General features: G+C 76.1%; 21 protein-coding genes. 9 read left to right on the forward strand and 12 right to left on the reverse strand.

Going from position 1 to position 21,965, the window contains the following annotated elements; genetic code table 11:
- The first annotated feature begins 74 nt into the window (after positions 1–74).
- Genes AC0OLQ_RS09630 through AC0OLQ_RS09645 form a run of 4 tightly spaced genes read left to right on the forward strand, consistent with a single transcriptional unit; the run spans position 75 to position 7,741 of the window.
- Positions 75–3,257 carry an ABC transporter permease family protein gene (locus AC0OLQ_RS09630; protein ID WP_484531028.1) on the forward strand — a complete coding sequence of 1,061 codons (3,183 nt, stop codon included), beginning with the start codon at positions 75–77 and terminating at the stop codon, positions 3,255–3,257.
- Positions 3,254–5,983, forward strand: a complete 2,730-nt coding sequence (locus tag AC0OLQ_RS09635) for an FtsX-like permease family protein (protein WP_484531029.1) — start codon at positions 3,254–3,256, stop codon at positions 5,981–5,983. The genes AC0OLQ_RS09630 and AC0OLQ_RS09635 overlap by 4 nt, the downstream gene beginning before the upstream one ends.
- A gap of 1 nt (position 5,984) precedes the next feature.
- Complete coding sequence (locus AC0OLQ_RS09640; RefSeq protein ID WP_357339432.1) at positions 5,985–7,025, forward strand: ABC transporter ATP-binding protein; 1,041 nt, start codon at positions 5,985–5,987, stop codon at positions 7,023–7,025.
- Entirely contained in the window at positions 7,025–7,741 is a 717-nt protein-coding gene (locus AC0OLQ_RS09645) for an ABC transporter ATP-binding protein (protein ID WP_484531030.1), read from the forward strand. Before AC0OLQ_RS09640 ends, AC0OLQ_RS09645 begins: the two co-directional genes overlap by 1 nt.
- Positions 7,742–7,767: 26 nt before the next feature.
- On the opposite strand, the gene AC0OLQ_RS09650 is transcribed toward AC0OLQ_RS09645, so the two are convergent.
- Positions 7,768–8,277, reverse strand: coding sequence for a hypothetical protein (locus AC0OLQ_RS09650; RefSeq protein ID WP_484531031.1), 510 nt, complete (start codon positions 8,275–8,277; stop codon positions 7,768–7,770).
- Positions 8,278–8,294: 17 nt separating this feature from the next.
- A complete protein-coding gene (locus AC0OLQ_RS09655; protein WP_484531032.1) occupies positions 8,295–8,747 on the reverse strand; it encodes a GNAT family N-acetyltransferase in 453 nt (150 codons plus the stop codon).
- A gap of 73 nt (positions 8,748–8,820) precedes the next feature.
- Between AC0OLQ_RS09655 and AC0OLQ_RS09660 the strand changes: the two genes are divergently transcribed.
- Positions 8,821–9,324 carry a potassium channel family protein gene (locus AC0OLQ_RS09660; protein WP_357339423.1) on the forward strand — a complete coding sequence of 168 codons (504 nt, stop codon included), beginning with the start codon at positions 8,821–8,823 and terminating at the stop codon, positions 9,322–9,324.
- A gap of 13 nt (positions 9,325–9,337) precedes the next feature.
- On the opposite strand, the gene AC0OLQ_RS09665 is transcribed toward AC0OLQ_RS09660, so the two are convergent.
- On the reverse strand, positions 9,338–10,486 hold the full coding sequence (locus AC0OLQ_RS09665) for an RsbRD N-terminal domain-containing protein (protein ID WP_484531033.1): 1,149 nt from the start codon (positions 10,484–10,486) through the stop codon (positions 9,338–9,340).
- Positions 10,487–10,658: 172 nt separating this feature from the next.
- Between AC0OLQ_RS09665 and AC0OLQ_RS09670 the strand changes: the two genes are divergently transcribed.
- Entirely contained in the window at positions 10,659–11,936 is a 1,278-nt protein-coding gene (locus AC0OLQ_RS09670; protein WP_484531034.1) for a YncE family protein, read from the forward strand.
- A gap of 15 nt (positions 11,937–11,951) precedes the next feature.
- On the opposite strand, the gene AC0OLQ_RS09675 is transcribed toward AC0OLQ_RS09670, so the two are convergent.
- Positions 11,952–13,517, reverse strand: coding sequence for an alpha/beta hydrolase (locus AC0OLQ_RS09675; protein ID WP_484532309.1), 1,566 nt, complete (start codon positions 13,515–13,517; stop codon positions 11,952–11,954).
- Between the two features lie 55 nt (positions 13,518–13,572).
- Positions 13,573–14,685, reverse strand: a complete 1,113-nt coding sequence (locus AC0OLQ_RS09680; RefSeq protein ID WP_484531035.1) for an ATP-dependent DNA ligase — start codon at positions 14,683–14,685, stop codon at positions 13,573–13,575.
- 136 nt (positions 14,686–14,821) lie between these two features.
- Between AC0OLQ_RS09680 and AC0OLQ_RS09685 the strand changes: the two genes are divergently transcribed.
- Together AC0OLQ_RS09685 and AC0OLQ_RS09690 are read left to right on the forward strand one after the other, a co-directional pair.
- Positions 14,822–15,034: a hypothetical protein gene (locus AC0OLQ_RS09685; protein ID WP_484531036.1), complete on the forward strand. Its 213-nt coding sequence runs from the start codon at positions 14,822–14,824 to the stop codon at positions 15,032–15,034.
- Between the two features lie 70 nt (positions 15,035–15,104).
- Positions 15,105–15,527 (forward strand): SRPBCC family protein, encoded by a 423-nt coding sequence (locus tag AC0OLQ_RS09690; protein ID WP_357339410.1) that lies wholly within the window; start codon positions 15,105–15,107, stop codon positions 15,525–15,527.
- Here the strand turns inward: AC0OLQ_RS09690 and AC0OLQ_RS09695 are convergent.
- Positions 15,502–16,014, reverse strand: a complete 513-nt coding sequence (locus tag AC0OLQ_RS09695; protein ID WP_484531037.1) for a GNAT family N-acetyltransferase — start codon at positions 16,012–16,014, stop codon at positions 15,502–15,504. The two genes, AC0OLQ_RS09690 and AC0OLQ_RS09695, sit on opposite strands and share 26 nt — an antisense overlap.
- A gap of 47 nt (positions 16,015–16,061) precedes the next feature.
- Between AC0OLQ_RS09695 and AC0OLQ_RS09700 the strand changes: the two genes are divergently transcribed.
- Positions 16,062–16,637, forward strand: a complete 576-nt coding sequence (locus AC0OLQ_RS09700; protein ID WP_484531038.1) for a DUF1990 domain-containing protein — start codon at positions 16,062–16,064, stop codon at positions 16,635–16,637.
- Here AC0OLQ_RS09700 and AC0OLQ_RS09705 read toward each other — a convergent pair.
- The 6 genes from AC0OLQ_RS09705 to AC0OLQ_RS09730 all read right to left on the reverse strand — a co-directional run bounded on the left by AC0OLQ_RS09705 (position 16,631) and on the right by AC0OLQ_RS09730 (position 21,964).
- Complete coding sequence (locus AC0OLQ_RS09705; RefSeq protein WP_484531039.1) at positions 16,631–17,545, reverse strand: DNA-3-methyladenine glycosylase family protein; 915 nt, start codon at positions 17,543–17,545, stop codon at positions 16,631–16,633. The genes AC0OLQ_RS09700 and AC0OLQ_RS09705 overlap by 7 nt on opposite strands.
- A 185-nt stretch (positions 17,546–17,730) precedes the next feature.
- Positions 17,731–18,378 carry a COG4315 family predicted lipoprotein gene (locus AC0OLQ_RS09710; RefSeq protein ID WP_484531040.1) on the reverse strand — a complete coding sequence of 216 codons (648 nt, stop codon included), beginning with the start codon at positions 18,376–18,378 and terminating at the stop codon, positions 17,731–17,733.
- A gap of 204 nt (positions 18,379–18,582) precedes the next feature.
- Positions 18,583–19,371, reverse strand: a complete 789-nt coding sequence (locus AC0OLQ_RS09715) for an anti-sigma factor family protein (protein ID WP_484531041.1) — start codon at positions 19,369–19,371, stop codon at positions 18,583–18,585.
- Complete coding sequence (locus AC0OLQ_RS09720; RefSeq protein ID WP_484531042.1) at positions 19,368–20,066, reverse strand: sigma-70 family RNA polymerase sigma factor; 699 nt, start codon at positions 20,064–20,066, stop codon at positions 19,368–19,370. Before AC0OLQ_RS09720 ends, AC0OLQ_RS09715 begins: the two co-directional genes overlap by 4 nt.
- Before the next feature lie 81 nt (positions 20,067–20,147).
- Entirely contained in the window at positions 20,148–21,005 is an 858-nt protein-coding gene (locus AC0OLQ_RS09725) for a spermidine synthase (protein ID WP_484531043.1), read from the reverse strand.
- A complete protein-coding gene (locus AC0OLQ_RS09730; protein WP_484531044.1) occupies positions 21,005–21,964 on the reverse strand; it encodes a hypothetical protein in 960 nt (319 codons plus the stop codon). Before AC0OLQ_RS09730 ends, AC0OLQ_RS09725 begins: the two co-directional genes overlap by 1 nt.
- Position 21,965: the final 1 nt, after the last annotated feature.

The following is a 21,965-nucleotide window of genomic DNA, read 5'->3' on the forward strand; positions in this document are numbered from 1 at the left end:
CGCGCGCGAACCTTTCCCGCCCCCTGACGCCTCTTCCTGGTCATCGGCCCGCCGGGGCCAGGGGAGGGCATCGGATGAAGCTGGTGTGGAGGCGGGCGGTCGAGGCTCGGGGACTGCTGCTCGCCGCCGCGGTCGCGGCCCTGGTCGCGGTCGCGTTGGTCACCGGTCTCTCCGACTACAACCGCCGGGCGGTCGACGCGGGCGCCCGGGCGGTGCTGGACGCCGCCCCCGCCGAGGAGCGCAGCCTGCTGGTCAGCGGCTCCGGCGGGCAGGACGCCACCGCGTACGCCGACCGGGACCGGGCGGTCCGCGCCCAGTTCGCCGACGGCCTGGGCGGGGCCCCGGTCACCGTGGCCGCCGCGCGCTACGGCACCGGGCGGGAGCTGACCGGGGACCTCGGGCCGGCCCGCACCGACGACGACCCGATGTTCGCCACCCTCGGCACGCTGACCGACCTGGCGGCGCACGCCGAGCTGACCGGCGGGTCGTGGCCGGCGCCGGGCGCGACGCCGTTGCAGGTCACCCTCCCCGAAAAGATCGCCGGCCGGCTCGGCCTGCGGGTCGGTGAGCGGGTGCCGCTCTACGACCGCAGCGCCGAGCGGGCCGGGGCCGTGGTGCTGGCCGGCACCTGGCGGCCCCGCGATCCGGCCGACGCGTACTGGCGGCTCGCCCCGGGCGTGGGCGAGAGCCAGGGCGACTCGGCGGCCGCCTCGTACGGGCCGTTCGCGCTGGACCCGGCCGACTTCGCGCGCACCTTTCCGGGCTCCACCTCGGCCGCCTGGCTGGTCGCCCCCGACCTGGCCGTGGTCGAGCCAAGCCGGCTGACCGGGGTCACGGCCGCCCTCGCCACCGTCGCCGAGGAGATCCCCGAGGCCACCGGCCTCGGCTCCTCCGCGCAGACCGTGAGCCACCTGGACCGGCTGGTCGACCGGCTCGGCCGGGCCGACCTGGTCGGCCGGTCCGCCCTGCTCACCCCGCTGCTGCTGATCGTGGTGCTCGGCGGCTACGCGCTGGTGCTGGTCGCCGCGCTGCTCAACGAGGACCGCCGGGGGCAGACCGCGCTGCTGCGCGCCCGTGGCGCCGCGCGCGGCCAACTCGCCGGGCTCGCCGTCCGCGAGGCGACGCTGGTGGTGGCGCCGGCCGTGCTGCTCGCCCCGGCGCTGACCGGGCAGGCCGTGCACCGGCTCGGCGGGGACCTGCGGCTGGCGGACGGCGGGGTGGCCCGGATCTGGGTCGTCGCGGTCGCCGCCGCGATCGGCTGCCTGCTCGCCATGGTGCTGCCCGCGCTGCGCCGGGCCGGCACCTACGTCGCCGACATGGCGGCCCGGTCCCGTCCCACCCGGGGCGCGGCCGTGCAGCGGGCCAGCATCGACCTGGCGCTGGTCGCGCTGGCCGTGCTCGCCTGGACCCAGTTGCGGCAGTACTCGTCGCCGCTCGCCGGAGCCGGCGGGCGGCTCGGCATCGACCCGCTGCTCGCCGCCGCGCCGACCATCGGCGTGCTGGCCGGCGCGGTGATCGCGCTGCGGCTGCTGCCTCCGGCCACCCGGGTCGCCGAACGCTTCGTCGACCGGCGGCCGTGGACGGCCACCATGTTCGGCATGTGGCAGGCCGGCCGGCGTCCGCACGCCGGTCCGGTGCTGCTGCTCGCCCTCGCGGTCGGCGGAAGCACCCTGGCCTGGTCGCTGGTCGCCTCGTGGGAACGGTCGCAGCGCGACCAGGCCCGGCACACCGTCGGCGCCGACCTCCGGCTGGTCGAGCGGAACGGCACCGCGCCCGCGGACCGGGCCGCCCTGCTGGCCGCCACGGCCGGGTTGGACCGGGTGCTGCCGGCCTGGCGGGACGAGGTCCGGCTCGGCCGCGACGACCGGCCGGCCAGCGTGGTGAGCCTCGACGCCGCCGCCGCGACAGGGGTGCTCACCCTCGACGATGCGGCCGGCGGGGCGTCCACCGCCGTGCTGCTGGACCGGCTGGTCAAGGGGCGGGCCGCCCCCGCCGGGGCGGTGCTGCCGGCCGGCGCGCACACCCTCACCGGCACCGTCCGCACCCCGGTCGAGGACGCGTTCGGGATCCCGCAGATGGCCGTGTCCGCGCTGCTCACCACCGACTCCGGCGCCGCGTGGCGGGTGCCGCTGGCGGTCACCGAGGGCGACGGCCGCCGGGCGCGCTTCACCGTGCCGCTACCCGGGACCGGCGGTGCCCCCCTGCGGCTGGCCGGCTTCGAGGCCGACGGGGGCGCGGCGGTCGGCTTCTCCTACAGGCTGCAGATCGACGGACTCCGGCTCACCGACGCCGGCGGTGCGCCGCTGCCACTGCCGGTCGACGGCGACTGGCGGGTCACCACCGCGGAGGGGCCACGCGGTCCGGCCCAGGTCGCCGCGACCGGCGTCGAGGCCACCCACTCGATCGACCTGCCGGCCGGGGCCCTGCAGTTCGCCCGCCAGCCCTCGTCCCGGTTCGCCGTGGTGCCCGCCGGGGACGACCCGCCGGTGCCCGCCCTGGTCACCCCCGGCGCCGCCGCCGCGCTGAACGTCCACACCGGCGACACCGTGACCCTGGCGCTGTCCGGGGTGTCGCTGCCGGTCAAGGTGGTCGGCCAGGTGACCGCCGTCCCCGGCACCGCCGCAGACGGGGTGCTGCTGGACCTGCCGGCCGCCACCAACCTGCTGCTCCGCCAGCAGGGCACGATCCGGCCGGTGGCCGAGTGGTGGCTGCGCACCGACACCGGGGGCCACGCCGCCGCGGCGGGCACCCTCGCGGAGCTGCCGGGGACCACCCTGCTCGACCGGCGGCAGGTGGCCGCCGAGGCCGCCCGGGACCCGTACTGGCGGGGCGCCCGCACGGGGCTGCTCGCGGCCGCGCTCGGCTCGGTGCTGCTCGCCCTGGTCGGCCTCGGCGTGGACGTCTGGGCCACCACCCGGCACCGGCTCGCCGAGTTCGCCGTGCTGCACACGCTCGGCGCCAACGCCCGGCTGCTGGCCCGCGCCCTCCTCGCCGAGCAGGCCTTCCTGGCCGGCATCGGCGTCGGCGTCGGGCTGCTGGTCGGGGCCGGCGTGGCGGCCACCATGGTGCCGCTGGTGATCCTCACGCCGGCCGCCGGCCGGCCGGTGCCCGAGGCGGTGTTCACGGTGCCGTGGTCACCGGTCGGGCTGACCGCCGTCGGGCTGCTGGCGGCCGCGCTGGCCTTCGCCGCCCTCATCACCACCGGCATCCGTCGTCGGGTGGCCGCCGCACAGCTCCGGATCGGGGGAGAACGATGAGTCCGTCAGGTGCGCCGCGGCGGGTCCGGGCGTACGGGGGGCACTTCCTGCTGCTCGCCATCCTGACCCTGGTCACCGCGCTGCTGATCACGGCGGTGCCCCGGGTCGCCGACCGGCTCACCGCGCAGGGGCTGCGGGAGTACGTGGCCGCCCAGCCGGTGGCCCGGCGCGACCTGACGTACACCACCGAGCCGACGGTGCTGCCCCGGACCGCCTCCCGGATCGCCGCCGGCCGCGCTGCCGAGCTGGCCACCGTCGAGGTGCGGATGCCCCCGGCCGTGCGGCGGACCGTCGGCGAGCGGTGGTACTCGGCGCAGACCGGTTTCTCCCGGTTGACCGGGCCGACCCTCAGCACCGGCAAGGGCCTGATCGACCTCAGCCTGCGCACCATGACCGGGCTGCCCGAGGCGGCCACCCTGGTCGACGGGCGCTGGCCGGCCGAAGGCCTCGGCGCCGGCGACGCCATCGAGGTGGCCCTCGCCGAGACCGTGGCCGGCCCGCTCGGCATCCGCGCCGGCAGCACCTTCGACCTGTCCATCCTCGACCAGGACGACAAGCCTGTGCGGCAGCGGACGGTGGCCCTGGTCGGGGTGTTCCGGCCGGCCGACCCGAAGGCCGGGATCTGGGACGCGCTGCCGTCGCTGCTGCGGCTCGCCGCACCCGAGGGGGACGGGGAACCGTTCCTGTCCGTCGGGTACACCTCCGAGGCCGGCTTCGATGCGGCCGCCACCTCCGGCTGGCCGGTCAGCTTCGCCTGGCGCTACCGGGTGACCCCCGACCGGATCAGCCCCGGGCAGCTCACCGCCCTGGTCGACGGGCTCGCCGCGCTGGAGCGGACGCGTCCCGCCGGGCTCACCCTGACCCAGGGCGTGGACATCCCCCTGCGCCGCTTCGCCGAGTCGCTCGCCGCCGCCCGTACGCTGCTCGCCGTCATCGCGGCCGGGCTGCTCGCCACGCTGGCCGGCCTGATCCTGCTCGCCGCCCGACTCGCCGCGCGCCGCCGCCAGGGCGAGTACGCGCTGCTGCGCGCCCGGGGCGGGGCGACCGGCACGGTGCTGGGCCGCGGGCTCGCCGAGTCGCTGCTGGTGCTGCCCCTCGCGGCCGGCGTGGGCTGGCTGCTCGGCGGGCTGCTCCCCGGCGACGGGGTCGAGCTGCGCTGGGTGCTGCTCGCCACGCTGCTGGCCACCCTGGTGACGCCGGTGACCGCGCTCACCGCCGGCCGGGGCGGGGGCGGCCGGAGCGACCTGGTCGGCGCCCGGTCCCCGGCCGTGCGGCTCACCGCCGAGGTGACCGTGCTCGCGGTCGCCCTGCTCGGGGCGTTCCTGCTCCGCCGGCGCGGGCTCACCCTGGACGGGACGGTGGACCCGCTGCTGGTCTCGGTGCCGGTGCTGCTGGCCGTCGCCGCGGCGCTGGTGGCGCTGCGCGCGTACCCGTGGCCGCTGCGGCTGCTCAGCCGGGCCGCCGCCCGGGCCCGGGGCAGCGTCGCGTTCCTCGGCACCGCCCGTGCCGGCCGGGCCGCCGCCACCGGCCCGCTGATCGTGGTGGTGCTGGCCGTGGCGACCGCCGCGTTCTGCGGGGTGGTCGCGGCCGGCATCGAGAACGGCCGCGACCGGGCCGCCGTCCGCGCCGTGCCCGGGGACGTCCTGGTCGAGGGGGAGCGGTTCGCCCCGGACACCACCGACGCGCTCGCCGCGCTGCCCGGCGTCCGCGCCGTCACCCCGCTGCTGGTGGAGACCGGCCAGCGCCCGTACGCCGACCAGGCCGGCCGGTTCGGCGGGGTCGGCGAGACCCGGGTGCTGCTGGTCGACACCGCCCGGTTCGCCGAGGTGGCCCGGCGCGCGGGCGTCCCGGTGACGGTCCCCGACCCGCTGCGCGCCACCGGCGACGGCACCGCACCGCTGCCGGCGCTGGTCTCCCCGGCGCTGGCCGACGAGTTCACCGACGCCGGGCTGGCCGATCCGGCCGGCCGGCGCCCCGCCTGGCTGGACGTGCAGGGCAACCGGCTGCCGGTGCGCACCGCCGCCACCGTCGGCGAGTTCCCGCTGGTCGACCGGGACGTGACGCGGTTCGTGGTGCTGCCCTGGCCGGCACTGCCGCCGGACGCCCCGCACCCGATCGTCCCCACCGGCTTCCTGCTCGCCGGGGACCGGGTCGACCCGGCCGCGGTGGCCCGGGTGGTCGCCGAGGGGCAGGAGCGCTACCAGCGCGCCGGGGCGCTGACCGGCGGGGAGCGGCCGCGCGAGGCCGTGGTCACCACCCGGTCGGCGGTCCGCGCCGAGCTGGGCGGCAGCGGGGTGAACGGGCTGCTGGTCTTCGGCTTCGCCATCGGCGGGATCGGTGGCGGCGTGCTCGGCCTGCTCGCGCTCGCCTTCGCCGTGCTGGCCGGGGCGCGGGGCCGGGGGCAGGTGCTGTCCCGGCTGCGCACCATGGGCCTGTCCCGCCGGCAGTGGCGCGGGCTGCTGCTGGTGGAGCTGACCCCGCTGGTGCTGGTCTCCGTGCTCACCGGCGCGGTGGTCGGCGCGCTGCTGCCGGTGCTGCTCACCCCGGTGCTCGGCCTGCCCGCGTTCACCGGCGGGGTGGCGGTGCGGGCACGTTTCGAACCCGGCCTGGTTGCCGGGGTGCTGGGCCTCGCCGTACTGGCCTTCGCCTTCGCGGTCGCCGTCGAGGCTGTGAACAACCGTCGGATGCGCCTCGGCGAGGTGCTCCGGCTCGGAGAGGAGAGCTGAGATGACCGCGACCGACTATGGCCATCCGGGTTCGGCGCGTCTGACGCCGCGCAGCGACCCCGGACAGCCGGCGTCCGCCGTACCGGACCTGGCCGCCCTTCAGCAGCGCGCGGCGGAGCGCGCCGCCGAACGGGCCGGCGGCCGGGACCGGCTGCGCGGGCACATCGTCTGCGACGGCCTGGTCCGCATCTTCAAGACCGAGGGGGTGGAGGTGGTCGCCCTCCAGGGCCTCGACCTGGTCATCGACCGGGGCGAGCTGGTGGCGATCGTCGGCGCCTCCGGGTCCGGCAAGTCGACCCTGCTGAACATCCTCTCCGGGCTGGACACCCCGACCGCCGGCATCGCCCGGGTCGCCGACTACGACCTGCTCGCCCTGTCGAACCGGCGCCGGCTCGCCTACCGCCGACAGATGGTCGGCTTCGTCTGGCAGCAGACCGGCCGGAACCTGCTGCCGTACCTGACCGCGCTGGAGAACGTCGAGCTGCCGATGAAGCTGGCCGGCGGCCGTTCCCGGCGGGCCCGCCGGGAACGGGCCCGCGAGCTGCTCGACCTGGTCGGGGTCGGCTACTGCGCGGACCGCCGGCCGGGCCAGCTGAGCGGCGGCGAGCAGCAGCGCTGCGCGGTGGCTGTGGCGGTGGCCAACGACCCGGAGGTGCTCTTCGCCGACGAGCCGACCGGCGAGCTGGACGAGGCCACCGGCGCCGAGGTGTTCGCCGCGCTGCGCACCATCAACGCCGAGCTGGGCGTCACCATCGTGGTGGTCACCCACGACCACGCCGTGGCCGGCCAGGTCCGCCGCACCGTCGCGATCCGCGACGGCCGGACCTCCTCCGAGGTACGCCGCACCGCCCGGACCGCCGCCGACGGCAGCACCGAGCTGGTCAGCGAGGAGTACGCGGTGCTCGACCGGACCGGCCGGATGCAGCTGCCGGCATCCTTCGTGGACGCCCTGTCCCTGCGCGACCGGGTCCGGCTCAACCTGGAACCCGACCACGTCGAGGTGCGGCCGGGCGACCGGGCGCACGCCGAGGAGAGTGAGTGATGACCGAGCAGCTGACCGTGCCGCCGGCCCGCGCCGCCGTCGACGAGGTGGTCCGGGTCGAGGGGGTGAGCCGCACCTTCGGCAAGGGCGAGCACGCCGTCCACGCCGTGCGGGACGTCTCCTTCTCGGCCGGCCGGGGTGAGCTGGTCGCGGTCCGGGGCCGCTCCGGGGCCGGCAAGACCACCCTGCTGAACCTGGTCGGCGGGCTGGACCGGCCGGACAGTGGGCGGGTCCGGGTGGCCGGACACGAGGTGACGGCCGCCGGCGAGCGGGAGCTGCTGGCGCTGCGCCGGGGCACCGTCGGGTTCATCTTCCAGACCTTCGGCCTGGTGCCGATCCTGTCGGCGGCGGAGAACGTCGGGGTGCCGCTGCGGCTGGCCAAGGTGCCCGCCGCGGAGCGGGAGCAGCGGGTGGCCGTGCTGCTGGAGCTGGTCGGGCTGGGCGGGCACGCCGCGCAGCGCCCGTACGAGCTCTCCGGCGGCCAGCAGCAGCGGGTGGCGGTGGCCCGGGCGCTGGCCAACGAGCCGGACCTGCTGATCGCCGACGAGCCGACCGGCCAGCTCGACTCGGAGACCGGGCGGTCCATCATGGACCTGCTCCGCGCCGTGGTGCACGCCCGCGGCATGACCGCCCTGGTGGCCACCCACGACCCGGCCCTGATCGACATGGCCGACCGCACCCTCACCCTCCGAGACGGCCGCCTGGTAACCGACTGACCCCCACCCACCGCCCACCCCGTCGATCATGAGGTTGGCGGGAGTCCGCTCCGGCGTGTCGTGCCGTCAACCTCATGATCGACCGGGACGGGTGCGGGAGGGTCGTCCGGCAGCGATCCGGCGAGCGGGATGAGGAGGGAGCCGAGCAGGGCCAGCAGCGTCGCCGCGCCGGGGCCGGTCGACACCATCCCGTCCTCGTCGGCGTACGGGTCGGTGGCGGAGAAATACCACAGGGCGGCGGTGACGACCCCGCCGGCGAGCACGGTCGAGACCAGGAGCCCCCGACTGGCCTCGCGCCACGGCCACCGGGACGGGCCGGCCCGGACCAGCGAGACCACGGCGACGAGGCCGGACACCAGCGCCCACGGCAGCACGACCCACGTCAGCTGCCCCCCGGGCCGCAGGTCGACCCCGTCCGGGTAGACGGTGCGCCAGGCCGGCAGCGTGGGCGCGGCGAGGACGGCGAGCAGGCCGGCGCCGAGCAGGGCGACCCCGGCCCGCCGTCGGCGGGACAGCGGAGCACGGGGTGCGGCCATCGCCGCCAGTCTAATTGTCAGAGGGCGAGCTTCATGCCCTCGTGGCTGGCCACGAAGCCGAGGTTGCGGTAGAAGCGGTGCGCGTCGGCGCGGCTCTTGTCGGTGGTGAGCTGCACCAGCGCGCAGCCCCGCTCCCGGGCCCGGTCGATCGCCCAGATCATCATCTCCCGGCCCAGCCCCCGGCCGCGCAGGTCGGAGCGGACCCGGACCGACTCGACCAGCGACCGCTCGGCGCCGTGCCGGCCCAGCCCCGGGATGTACGTGATCTGGAGGCAGCCGACCGGCTCACCGCCGGTCTCGGCGACGATCAGGTGGTTGCGCGGGTCGGCGTCGATGGCGGCGAACGCCCGCTCGTACGCCTCGTCCACCTCGGTGAAGTCGCGGGCCTTGCCCAGCACGTCGTCGGCGAGCAGGGCGATGACGGCGGGCAGGTCGGCCCGGACGGCCTCCCGGAAGGTCACATCGGTCACGCCGGGCAGCCTCGCACAGTCACGCCGGACGATGCGGTCGTGCCGGTTGCCCGCACCGGGCAGCATGTGCGCCATGGACGCCCTGCTGTTGCCGTTCCGCTGGATCTACCGGGGCCTGGTCTGGTTCGCCAACTCGCCGCGCACGCTGATCATCTCGTACCTGCTGATGATCGTGGTGGCCGGCGTGCTGTACAGCCATGCCGAGCACAAGAGCGCCGCCGACTCGGTCTGGTGGGCCGTGGTGACCGCCTCCACCGTCGGCTACGGCGACATCTCTCCGACCTCCTTCGCCGGCCGGTTCCTCGCCGCGCTGCTCATCTCCACCATGGTGCTGCTGGTCATCCCGCTGATCACCGCCCACTTCGCCAGCCGGCTGATCGTCGACGACGACGCCTTCGAGCACGCCGAGCAGGAGGAGTTGAAGGCGGACGTACGGCGGCTGCGCGCGCTGGTGGAGGAGATGGCCGCTCGGCAGGGCATCGACCTGCCCGAGCCGGAGCGCGCCGAGCCGGTCAGCGGGCCGGGCAGCCCGGCCCCGCCCTGGGAACGGCGGCACCGGCGCCGCCGGCGGCGCTGACGCCGTCGCGTGGTCAGCCCGGGTCCAGCCAGGTACGCAGCGCCCACCACCACCGGACGGTGTCCCGCACCGGGCACCGCGCCCCCTCCTCGACCGGCGGCCCACCGGTGAGTTCCCGCAGCCGGCGCAGCCGGTAGCGCACGGTGTTCGGGTGCACGTGCAGCGCCACGGCGGTCTGGTCCAGCCGCTGGCCGTGGTCCAGCCAGGCCAGCGCGGTCGTGGCCAGCTCCCGGTGGAACTCGTCGGCCGGGTCGAGGCCGCCGAGCAGGGCGCCCCGGAGCAGCTCGGCGAGGGCCGGCTGGGCGGCCAGCGCGGTCTGGACGGCGAGGTCCGTCAGCAGGTGCAGCCCGCGCAGCCGCCGGTGCGCCGCGGTCCCCAGCGCGGCCAGGCAGAGCGCGTACATGGCCGGGGCCCGGTCCAGTGGCTGGGCGGGGGCGACCACCATCAGCAGGTCGGCCGGCGCTGCGGCCGGCAGCCGGGGGGTGAGGCCGGCCAGCCGGTCCTCGACCGTGCCGAGCACGCCGCCGTAGCCGGAGAACTGCCGGTGCAGGGCGTGCGCCCGGACCGGGTCGGGCTGCTCGGCGACCAGGCAGTGATAGCGCCCGTCGGGGCGTAACCCGAACCGGGCCAGCTCGGCCGGCGAGGCGCCCGCCGGCCCGCCGAGCAGCAGCCGGCGCAGCAGCCGGGCGCGAGCCGGCGCGCCGGTGGGAGCCAGCTCCCGCTCGGCCGCCCGGTGACCGTCGACCACGGCGCGCTCCACCGCCGCGGCGTACCGGCCGATGGTGAGCAACCCCTCCAGCAGCACCTCGTCGGGGATCCCGGCCGCCCGCCCGTGCCGGACCACCAGCTCCACCGCCCGGTCCCGGCCGGCCTGCACGCCGCACAGCAGCCCGGCCACGGAGACGCCCTGCGCGGCCCGGTCGGCGCCCAGCCGGCGCGCCTCGGCGAAGTCGCGCTTACCCGGGTCCTCCCGCCGCTCCAGCGCGCCCAGCCCGCTGGTGAGCAGGAGCACGACCTGGCGGCGTACCTCCGCCGGGGGAAGCCGGGCCACCTCCGGCGAGTGCGCGCGGGCGGCCCCGACCACCTCCTCGACGGCGACCGGGTCGGCGGCCAGGTCGCGCAGCAGCGCCGGGAAGGAGGGGGCGCTTCCGGTCCGGGTCATCGGCTCCCGCAGCCTCCCGTTGTCGTCGGGGCACAACCCGACCGGCCGGGTGTTGGCGTCCGGTCCCTATCAGGGGCGGCCGGCGGGTTGTTCTCCTGATTGTTACCGCAAGGTAACACCGTTCGGCGCACCGAGAAACGTCGATGCCGCAACCGGTCCCCAGGAGGCGTCCATGACTCCCGCCCCGCCCCGTCCGCCCCGCCCCCGCGGCCGCCGCGCCGTGCTCGCCGCGCTGGCCGCCCTCGCCGTGGCCGTACCCGCCCCGGTTGCGGCGGCTCCCCGCCCCGCCGCGGCCGCCGCCGGCCTGCAGGAGGTGATGTTCGTCGGCAACAACTGGGACGGGACGGCCGACGTCATCCGGTCCCGCGGCGACTACGACCGGCTCGGCCGGATCAACGTCATCCCCGACCGCGACGAGCGGCTGCGCGAGATCTACCTGAACCCGATCCGGCTGGCGTTCTTCCTCGGCATCCGGCAGGGGCCGGGGGAGGGGCACGACCAGTTCGTCGACGACATGTACACCACCCCCGACGGGACGGCCCTCGTGGTGTCCCGGCCCAGCTTCGCCGACGTGGTCTCCGTCGACCTGGCCACCGGTCGGATCCGCTGGCGGTTCCCGGTCTCCGGCTACCGCGCCGACCACATGGCTGTCTCGCCGGACGGCAGCCGGGTGGCGGTCTCCGCCTCCACCGGCAACACCGTGCACGTGCTCGACATCCGCACCGGCCAGCAGGTCGGCTCGTTCGCCACCGGGGACAAGCCGCACGAGAACATCTTCACCGACGGCGGCCGCCTGCTGTGGAACATGTCCATCGGCGAGGTGAACACCGACCTGGACGCCCCCTGGCTGGACTGGACCAAGGGGGACCGGCGGATCACCGTCGCCGACACCACCACCTTCGGCGTGGTCAAGGTGATCGACATGCGGTCGCGGCTGGACGCCGCCGGCCGCCGTGACCTCTCCGACGCGGTCCGTCCGGCGGTCTTCACCCCGGACGGGAGCCGGCTCTACTTCCAGGTCTCGTTCTTCAACGGCCTGGTCGAGTACGACGTCGCCGCCGACCGGGTCACCCGGGTCGCCACCCTGCCGACGAACCCCGCCACCAGCGAGGACCGCACCACCTGGGTGAACGACTCGCGGCACCACGGCCTGTCGGTCAGCCCGGACGGCGCCAAGCTCTGCGTCGCCGGCACCATGGACGACTACGCCACCGTGGTCGACCGGGCCACCCTGCGCGAGGCCACCCTGGTGCCGGCCAGCAAGCCGTACTGGGCCACGGTCAGCGGGGACGGCCGGGACTGCGTGATCTCCGAGTCCGGCGCCGACCGGGTCACCGCGATCGACTTCGTCACCGGGCAGAAGGTGGCCAGCGTGCCGGTCGGCGACCACCCGCAGCGGGTCCGCATCGGGCACCTCCCGCTCGACTGGACGCCCCCGGCGGCCGGCTGACCCCTCCGCACGCCGTCACCGGGCGGGGCAGCGCAGCCCCTCCCCGGGGACGGTGAGCGAGAGCAGGTAGGCGTCGACGGCCGCGGTCACGCAGGCGGTCTGCGGGTAGGCCGTGTGCCCCTCGCCCTCCCAGGTGAGCACCCGGCCGACGCCGAGCATCGAGGCCAGCGCGGCGGTCTGCTCGTAGGGCGTGGCCGGGTCGCCGGTGGTGCCGACCACCAGGATGGGTGGCGCGCCGGCCGCCTTCCCGGTCGGGTACGGGTCGCGCCCGCCGGGCCACTCCACGCAGCCGAGCATCCCGACCGCCAGCGCCGGGCCGAACAGCGGATATTTCTGCCGCCACTGCGACTGGAGCGACCGGATCCGCTCCCGGGTCGGCTTCTCGCTCTCGTCGGCGCAGTTCACCGCCATGTTCGCGTCGAACAGGTTGGAGTAGTGCCCGTCGTCCTCGCGGCCCGCGTAGGCGTCGGCGAGCTTGAACACGCCGGTCGGGTCGCCGCCCTGCAGGGCGTCGATGGCCCGGGCCAGCTCCTGCCAACCCTGCTCCGTGTAGAGGGAGGAGATGACCGCGTAGAACACCCAGCCGGCGGTGGCCTCCCGGCCGTCCCGGCCGCGAACCGGGGAGACCCGGGCCTTGTCGATGGCCGTGGTCACCGCGGCCCGGGCGTCCGGCGCGATCGGGCAGCGCCCGGCGTTCGCCGCGCACCAGCGGGAGAAGTTGTCGAATGCCCGCTCGAAGCCCTTCGCCTGGCTCTCCGAGCCGGCCATGAGCTGCTGCCGCGGGTCCACCGCGCCGTCGAGCACCAGCGCCCGCACCCGCTGCGGGTAGAGCTGCGCGTACGTGGCGCCGAGCAGGGTGCCGTAGGAGTAGCCGAGGTAGGTCAGCTTCTCGTCGCCGACGGCCGCGCGCACGGCGTCCATGTCCCGCGCGGCCTGCTCGGTGCCGTAGAGCGGCAGCTGGTCGCCGTACTTCGCGCCGCACCGCTGGCCGATCCGCCGGTTGAGGTCGACGAAGCCGTCGAAGGACGCCTGGCTCTCCGGGTCGGGGTCGTAGCCGAAGCTGGCGTCCAGGTCGGCGTCGCCGATGCACTTCACCGGGCTGGACCGGGCCACCCCGCGCGGGTCGAAGCCGACGACGTCGAACCTGTCGGTCACCTCGGCCGGCAGCCCGCCGAACCCCGGACCGAAGGAGAGGTAGACCGCGGTGTCCACGCCGGACGCCCCGGGCCCGCCCGGATTCACCACCAGCGACCCGATCCGGTCGTGCTGCTTGTTCGACCGGATCCGGATCAGCGCGATCTCGAAGGTCTCCCCGGCGCCCGGCCCGGCGGTCGCGCCGGTCGCCGCCCCGGTGCCCCAGTTGCGAGGTACGGCGATCCGGGCGCAGTCGTAACGCATGCCCGCCGCGCCCCGCCCGACCAGCTCGTCCGGCACCTCCGGGCAGGGGCGCCAGGTCGGCGCGGCGCCCGGGGCGGCCGCCTCGCCCTGGCTCTCGGCCCGCGGGGCGAACGCCGGCAGCGTGCAGCCGGCGGTGAGCACCAGCGCCGCGACGAACCCGGCCAGCGTGGGCCGCCGGCGGATCCGGTCGGAGAAGCGGGTCACGTGGGAGCCCTCCATGATCGTGTGGACCGCCAGGCTACGCCCGGTCCGTCCCGTCGCCGACGGTCGCCGCCGGGTCGCCGCGCAGCACCTGGTCGACGTCGTAGCGGATCGGGCGTTCCAGCTGCTCGTAGGTGCAGGAGCGGGGATCGCGGTCGGGGCGCCAGCGGACGAACTGGGCGGTGTGCCGCAGCCGATCGCCCTCCATGGCGTCGTAGCCCACCTCGACCACCAGCTCCGGGCGCAGCGGCTCCCACTCGAGGTTCTTGCCGCCGGTCCACCGGCTCACCCCGCCCGGGATCCGCTGCCCCCGCTCGTGGTCGCCGTGCACCCACGGGTGGTCGCCGCCGACCTCCCGGTAGGGCTCCAGCTCGTCCAGCAGCTCCTTGCGCCGGGCCGCGCTGAACGACGAGCTGACGCCGATGTGGTGCAGCACCCCGGCCTCGTCGTAGAGGCCGAGCAGCAGCGAGCCGACCACCGGGCCGGACTTGTGCCAGCGGAAGCCGGCCACCACCGCGTCGGCGGTGCGCGCGTGCTTGACCTTGAACATCAGCCGCTTACCCGGCTCGTAGGGCAGGTCGGCGGGCTTGACGATGAGCCCGTCCAGCCCGGCCCCCTCGAACACGTCGAACCAGCGCCGGGCCGTCACCGGGTCGGTGGTCACCTGGGTGACGTGCACGGGCGGCCGGACCTTGGCCAGCGCCTTCTCGAGGCGGGCCCGGCGCTCCGGGTAGGGCTGGTCGGTCAGCAGCTCGTCATCGAGGGCCAGGAGGTCGAAGGCGACGAAGTCGGCGGGGGTCGTCTCGGCGAGCAGCTTCACCCGGGAGGCGGCCGGGTGGATCCGCTGGGCCAGCAGCTCGAAGTCGAGCCGGGGCTTGCCGTCGGGGCCGTCCCGGCGGATCACGATCAGCTCGCCGTCGACCGCGCACCGCTCCGGGAGCTGGCGGCGCGCCTGTTCGACCACCTCGGGGAAGTAGCGGGTCATCGTCTTGCCGCCGCGACTGGCCAGCTCGACCTCGTCGCCGTCGCGGAAGACGATGCAGCGGAAGCCGTCCCACTTGGGTTCGTAGGTCAGGCCGGGATCGGTGGGTAGTTGGGGCACGCTCTTGGCCAGCATCGGCTCGACCGGCGGATTGATCGGCAGGTCCACGGCGACCAGTCAATCAGACCCCACCGACGGTCGTGAGGCAGATCACCGGCGGTGCTTGGCGGCGTGTCCCGTCCCCGGCCCGTTCGTCACCCGGGGACCGGATGGTGAAACCGCAGGTCAGAGCTAGGTTCGCGGCGTGCCGGAGTGGAGCTGCGGATGCTGCGGGCGCTGGCGGGTCAGCGTGGAACTGATCCGGGGGCGCTACCGCTACCGGCTGGTGCACCGCTACCCGGCGGAGCACGGCGGCGGCGCGAACGTGGTCGGCGAGGTGGCCTCGGTGGCCGAGCTGGAGGCGCTGCTCCGCCGGTACGCCCCGGTCGGCCTGGCCGACCTGCGCGAGGCGGCCTGACCGTCGGCGGGATCACCGGCCGTCGATCATCGGCGTAACCTGACCCCGGGCATCCGGGGGAGGGAGGGCCATGCGATTCGTCGAGTCCGTGGAGATCGCCGCCGACGCCGACCGGGTCTGGGCCGTGCAGACCGACGTGGAGCGCTGGCCGGAGTGGACGCCCTCGGTCACCGCCGCCCGGCGGCTGGAGCCCGGGCCGCTCACCCTCGGCGCGACGGCCCGGCTGGCGCAGCCCCGGCTGCGCCCGGCGGTCTGGCGGGTCACCGAGTTCGATGCGCCGCACGTCTTCGTCTGGGAGTCCGACAGCCCGGGTGTGCACAGCCGCGGCGAGCACCGGCTGGTGCCGCTGGCCGACGGCCGGGTCCGCGCCGAGCTGGTGATGGCGCAGACCGGCCCCCTCGCCGGGCTGGTCGGGCTGCTCGCCGGCCGCACCATCCGCCGCTACCTCCGGCAGGAGGCCGACGGGCTCAGGCGCCGCTGCGAGCAGGGCTGACCGCGCCGGGCTCGCCCGCCACGGTCTTCTCCAGCACCGCCAGGCGGTTGCCGTTCTCGTCCGGCCGGTGCGCCACCACCCGGTAGCCGCGCCGCGCGTACAGGCCCAGGTTCTCGGCGCTCTCCGCGCCGGTGAACAGGGCGAACCGGGTCACTCGGCCGGCGCAGGCGGCCTCCACGGCGCTCAGCAGCCGGCCGCCGATGCCGCGCCCTTGCTGGTCGGGGACGACCGCGAGCCTGCCCACGTGGGCGGTGTCGCCGTCGATCCGGGCGCGGACCGAGCCCACGAGGCGGGGTCCGAGCCGGGCGGCGAGCACCACGGCCGGGCCGGCCAGGGCGGCGCGGACCTCGTCCAGGGTCTCGGTCAGCGGCGGCAGGAACAGGTCCCGGTAGCGCTGCGCCTCCACCAGGTACGCGGCGCGCTGCACGGTGAGGATCTCGCCGGCGTCCGCGACACCGGCCGGGGCGACGGTCAGCTCATCGGTCACCCGGCAAGCCCACCACAGCCCGCCGGACCGACGCCGGGCGGGCCACCATGCCGGGCCGTACCCTGGCGGTGTCCCGCGAGGAGGAGGCCGAGGTGCCCGAGCTGACGTACCCCGAGGTGGGCGCCACCCGCGACGGACGCCTGCCGGCCGGCTACCACCACTTGCGCCACCGGGTCCGGCTGCCGGACGACGGCTTCCCGGTCGCGGCGGACGCGGTGCTCGGCTGGCGGCTGCACCGGGCCGCGGGCGTCGTCATGCGCACCGACGCGCCGCGCGCCGCCGCGGGCGTGCGGGTCACCCCGGGGCTCGGCGTCGGCCCGCTGCGGATCTGGGGCCCGACCGAGGTGGTCTGGGCGGTGGACGAGCCGGACCGGGCCGGGTTCGGCTACGGCACCCTGCCCGGGCACCCGGAGGTCGGCGAGGAGGCGTTCCTGATCACCCGCACGGCCGGCGGGGTCTGGTTCGAGGTGACCGCGTTCAGCCGGCCGGCCCGCTGGTACGTCCGCGCCGCCGGTCCCCTCACCCTGGCCTTCCAGAAGGCGTACGCGTGGTGGCTGGGGCGGACCCTGCGGCGGCTCTGCGCGGGTCACCGGCCGGCCTCGCCCGCCGACCGGGTTCAGTAGCCGGCGAAGGAGCGGATCGGGGCGCGCGGCCCGTACTTCGGCGCCTGGATGCCGGCGGCCTCGAACAGCACGCAGACCCGCCCGCGGTGACCCCGGAACGGCTCCAGCAGGGCCAGCATCCGGGCGTCGTCGCCGCGCGGCTCCCCGGCCAGCGCCCAGGCCACCGTGTTGGGGACGTGGTAGTCGCCGACGCTGACCGCGTCCGGGTCCCCGTACGCGATCCGGACCACCTCGGCGGCGGTCCACGGCCCGATGCCGGCGATCGCGGTGAGCCGGCGGGTGGCCTCGGCGGAGTCGGCGCAGCGTTCCAGCCGGTCCGCGACGGCGGCCGCCCGGCGCAGCGTGTCGGCCCGCCGCTGCTCCACCCCGAACGGGTGGAAGACCCAGTACGGCGTGGCCGCCACCGCGGCCGCCTCGGGCGGCAGCAGCAGCGGTTGCAGCGGCCCCGGCGCGGGCTCCCGGAAGTGCCGCACGGTCGCCGCGTACGCCCGGTACGCCTCCTTGCCGGTGACCTTCTGCTCGAAGACGGCGCGCAGCAGCCGGGGGAAGACCTGGCCGGTGGCGGGCATCCGCAGCCCGTGGTGCTCGCGGGCCAGCCGGGCCACCAGCGGGTGCGCGTCGGCCAGCGCGGCGAACCCGGTCAGGTCGTCGCGGAGCCCGGCCACCGCGTCGGCCCGCTCGACCACCCACTCCGCACCGGGGCCGTAGCCCTCGGCGACCAGTTCGCCGGCGTCCGGGCGCAGCGCGAGGGTGGCCGGACCGGCCGGCGTGCGGGTGGCCCACCAGAAGCTGCCGGCGGCGATCCGGGCGCACGGGTCGTAGGGGCTGAAGGTGAGGGCGCGGACCGAGGCGGCCAGTCGGTAGCCGGCCGGAGGGCGCAGCGTCCGGCGGGCGGCGGGGGAGGTCACCCGCTCACTCTGCCACGCGCGCCCCCGGTGACCACGGACACCGCCGCGAGGGGAGCGGCGCCGGCCCGTACCGGGCCGGCGCCGCGCCGGGACGCGGGGCTGCCGGTTCGCCGCTGTCCCGGGACCACGACGGTGGCCGGCCGCGCCCTCCCCGGCTGCGACCGGCCACCGTGTCCGGGGGTCCGTCAGTACGAGTAGCCCGAGTCCCCTCCCGAGTCACCCGACGCCGGCGGGGCGACCGCCTTCGGGGTGCCGGTGGGCAGGCAGGTGAGGTTCTTCTTGCCGTTCGGGCTCACGACGAACCAGGTGCCGCCGACGCCCTGGCCCTTCCACTGGCCCGGCTTCTTGTCCCCGATGTAGCGGTAGACCGGCCAGCCCCCGATGGTGATCTGCCGGGTGCCGTCCTGGCGGGTGACGGTGCCGACCTTGTCGTCGGAGACGCCCTGGAGCTGCGGGTTGCCGTCGGTCAGCGCGGGCGGCCAGACCTGGGCGCACTTGTCCACGCAGTTGGACTGCGGCGGGTCGGCCGAGTCCTTGTCGAACCGGTACAGCACCCAGCCGTCCTGGTCGGTGACGACCTGGCCCATCCGGGGCAGCCTCTTGCCGACCAGCTCGTCGGTGAGCTTCACGTCGGACGGGGGCGCCTTCTCGACGGCGGGCGCGTCCGGGGACGCGGAGGCTTCCGGTTCGGCCGACGCGGTGGGTTCGGCCGCGGCGACGGCGACCGGCTCGGCCGCGCTCGAGTTCGCCCCGTCGTAGCCCGCGGGGGCGCAGGCCGTTAGTGCGACCATCGCGCTCGCGACGATGACGGTCGTCCGCTTCAGGTGTGCCACGTGCCCTCCTCGTTCTTGGCAGTTCGCCGAGTAGTACGGGCGGTGTGCTGTCAAGGTTGAAGAGAAAAGGGTGCTCCATTTCACAGTGGATCCGTTGAACCGATCCGGTCGCCGGCGCGTGCGGGAGCACGACGGGTCACGATCCCGGGCACGACGGAACGGCGCCGGGCGGTGTCGCTGCCCGGCGCCGGCGTTCCGGCGGGATCAGAGGTCGTCCACCGTCACCAGCGGGCTGGCCACACCGTTGACGTCGACCGACTGCACCTGGATCTTCTCGATGTCCTTGAGCGGCGCCGAGGTGGAGGCGCTCAGCTCCAGCGGCAGCTGGTTGGTGTTCGTGCCGTAGCCGCCGCCCGGCACCGACCAGGTGGAGACCACCTCGCTGGTGGCGTTCTTCCGGACCACCAGGAGCCGGCAGGTGCGCGGCCCGGGCAGCCGGGTGAGCTGGAGGTCGATCTGGGTGCCGTACTCCTTCGACGCCAGCCACATGGTGGTCTTCACGCCGGTGCCGGGGTCGACCGCGTTGTGCTGGTCGCCCTCCTGCTCGTTGCCACCGACGTTCGGGTCGTTGGGGTCGGACGGCCGGCTGCTCGGCGGCCCGGTGACGGGCGCGGTCAGCGTCGGCTCCGCCTGCGGGATCCGCTTCCCTTCGTCGCCGTCGAACACCCCGGCGGCGGCGACGCCGCTCAGGCCGCCGAACACCACCACGGCCGCCGCAGCGGCCAGCATCTGCCGCATCCGGGTCCGCCGCCGGTCGCGGCGGACCGCCATGAGGGTACGGTCCAGCAGCGCGGGATCGGTGTGCGTCTGCTCCAGCGCGGCCATCGCCTCGCCGTCGATGCCGGAGAGCATCCCCACCACCGGGACCATGGTCTCCAGCTCCGCCGCGCACGCCCAGCAGGTGGCCAGGTGCTCCTCGAACCGCTCCGCGTCCTGCGGATCCAGCACGCCGAGCGCGTACGCGGCGACGTCCATGTGGTCCGCGCGGCTCATTCCGTCACCCCCCTCTCCTGCAGAGCCGTGCGCAGCGCGCGCAGCGCGTAGTAGACCCGCGACTTCGCGGTGCCGAGCGGAAGGCCCAGCTCCTCGGCCGCCTCGGGCACGGTACGCCCCCGGAAGTACGTCGCCACCAGGATCTCCCGGTGCGACTGGCTCAGCGTACGCAGCGCGTCCGCCACCGTCATGGTGCGCAGCACCCGGTCGGTGCTGTCCGCCTCGGCGAACGCGGTCAGGTCCCGGTCGTAGGTCTCCGCCGGGCGGGCCTGCTCGCTGCGGTGCTCGTCGATGGCGATCCGCCGGGCCACCGTGACCAGCCACGGGCGCAGCGAGCCCTGGCCCTGGACGCCCAGCCGGTGCGCGTTGCGCCAGGCCCGCAGCAGCGTCTCCTGCACGATGTCCTCGGCGCGCTGCCGGTCCCCGCCGGTCAGCCGCATCACGAACATCAGCAGCGGTCCCGCGTGCTCGGCGTACAGCAGCCGGATCAGCTGGTCGGAGTGGCTGGCCTCGGTGGACGTCGCCTGGTGGCGTCCGGGCGCCGGTCGCGGCGTCACCGGGTCATTCTGGCGATCCGAGGGGCGGGCGTCGAGCCCTCGACCCGACCTCGACGCGCGCGACTGGGGCTGTGCCCGGGCGAACATCCACTCGGGCCTCGCCACCTCGCCGTGCCAGCCGGCCGCCACCGCATGCATGAGACCTCCGCTGTCCAATGACGTCAGCCGACCCCCCACGGGCATGGCCGCCCGGTGGTACGGACCGGCCCGCCGAGCGGATCAACGCCGGACGGAAAAAATTCCGGGCGGGGGTGGGGTGGAGTCGGTGGCGTCGGCGTCGTGGACCACCGGGGCGCCCCCGGCGAACCGGTCCAGCTCGGCGCCGGCCAGCACCCGGCCGGGGAACCAGTCGCCGGCGGCCCGCCGGGTCAGCTCCGGCACCGGCGGCTCCACTCGGGACGCGACCAGCACCAGGTTGCCGTAGCGCCGGCCGCGCAGCACCGCCGCGTCACCGACCAGGCAGGCCCGGGGCAGCACGGTGCGCACCGTGGCCACCTGCCCGCGGGCGTGCCGCAGCGGCGGGCCGTCGGCGACGTTCGCCAGGTAGCAGCCGTCGGGCCGGAGCACCCGGGCCACCTCGGCGGCGTACTCGACCGAGGTCAGGTGGGCGGGGGTGCGGGCGCCGGCGAAGACATCCGCGACCACCACGTCGTAGCTGCCGTCGGGGCTCGACGTCAGGGTGGCCCGGGCGTCGGCCACCCGGACCCGCAGCCGGGGGTCGGCCGGCCAGGGCAGCTCCCGCCGCACCAGCTCCACCAGCGCGCCGTCCACCTCGGACACCCGCTGGGTCGAGCCGGGGCGGGTGGCCTGGACGTAGCGGGGCAGGGTGAGCGCGCCGCCGCCCAGGTGCAGCACCCGCAGCGGCGCGCCGGCCGGCGCGACCAGGTCGATCGCGGCGGCCAGCCGCCGGACGTACTCGAACTCCAGGTGGGTGGGATCGGTGAGGTCCACATGCGACTGCGGGGCGCCGTCGAGCAGCAGCGTCCACGAGCCCGTCCGGTCCGGGTCGGGCACCAGCTCGGCCTGCCCGGTGTCGACCTGCGCGACCGCCCGGTCCGCGCCACGTCGCCGGCCCATCAGCGCCGGATCCCCCGGGCCGCCGCGGTGAGCACCCGGTGCAGCAGCCGGGCGTCGCCGAGCATCCCGCGCAACCGGCGCTCCAGGCCGGCGATCGGGATCAGGTTCTGCGGGGCGCGCGGATCCTTGTACGGGGTGGAGGCGAACCGGGGCAGCGTGACCAGGGACAGGTCGGCCAGCTCGATCGCCTCGGCCTCGGTCAGGTCGGCGGAGCACTCCACCCGCACGATGCCGGCCCAGGGCGCGCCGCCTGCCACCGGCAGTCGCAGGTACCAGGAGTAGCCGCCCCACGCGGTGCCCAGCCGGAACACCGGGCAGCGCTGCCCCGGGGCCAGCCCGGTGACCACCGCGGTGAGCCGGCCGTCCAGGTACTGGCTGTGCTGGGTCTTGATGTAGCCGAGGGTGCGGGGCAGGTTCCGCCGGCTGCGCAGCGGCCCGTCGACCACCAGCAGGTCGCCGTCGGTTCGTACCGCGTCGGAGACCGCCACCTCCAGGGCGGTCAGCGGGCCCTGCACGGCGGCGGGCAGCTTGCTCAGCTCGCCGGTGCCGCTCACCCGGTGCACCGGGTAGCGGATCGCGCCGGCCACCACGTCCTGCGCCGACGGGCTGGCGGTGAACAGCCCTCGGCCGACCCGGGTCCCGGCCAGCTCCGCCGCGCCCCGCTCCAGGTCGCAGCGGACCACCCCGGCGGCGTACGAGGCGGCGATGCCCGGGAACGAGGCGCCGTCGTCCTCCGCCGTCCACACGCTGGCGTCGATCCGCCGCACCCCGTCGACCAGCAGCACCACGTGCGGGGCCGCGACGTCGCGCCGGACGTCGACGGCCCGCCAGTCGGTGGCCGGCAGTTCGACGTCGGCGTCGACCTGGGCGCTGCTCGGCGCCGCCGGCCCGCCCCCGCCGGCCGCCTCGAACGACGCCCCGTACGCCGGGTCCCACGCGTCGACGAAGAACCTCGTCACA

Source organism: Micromonospora sp. Utrum1, from assembly GCF_057197805.1.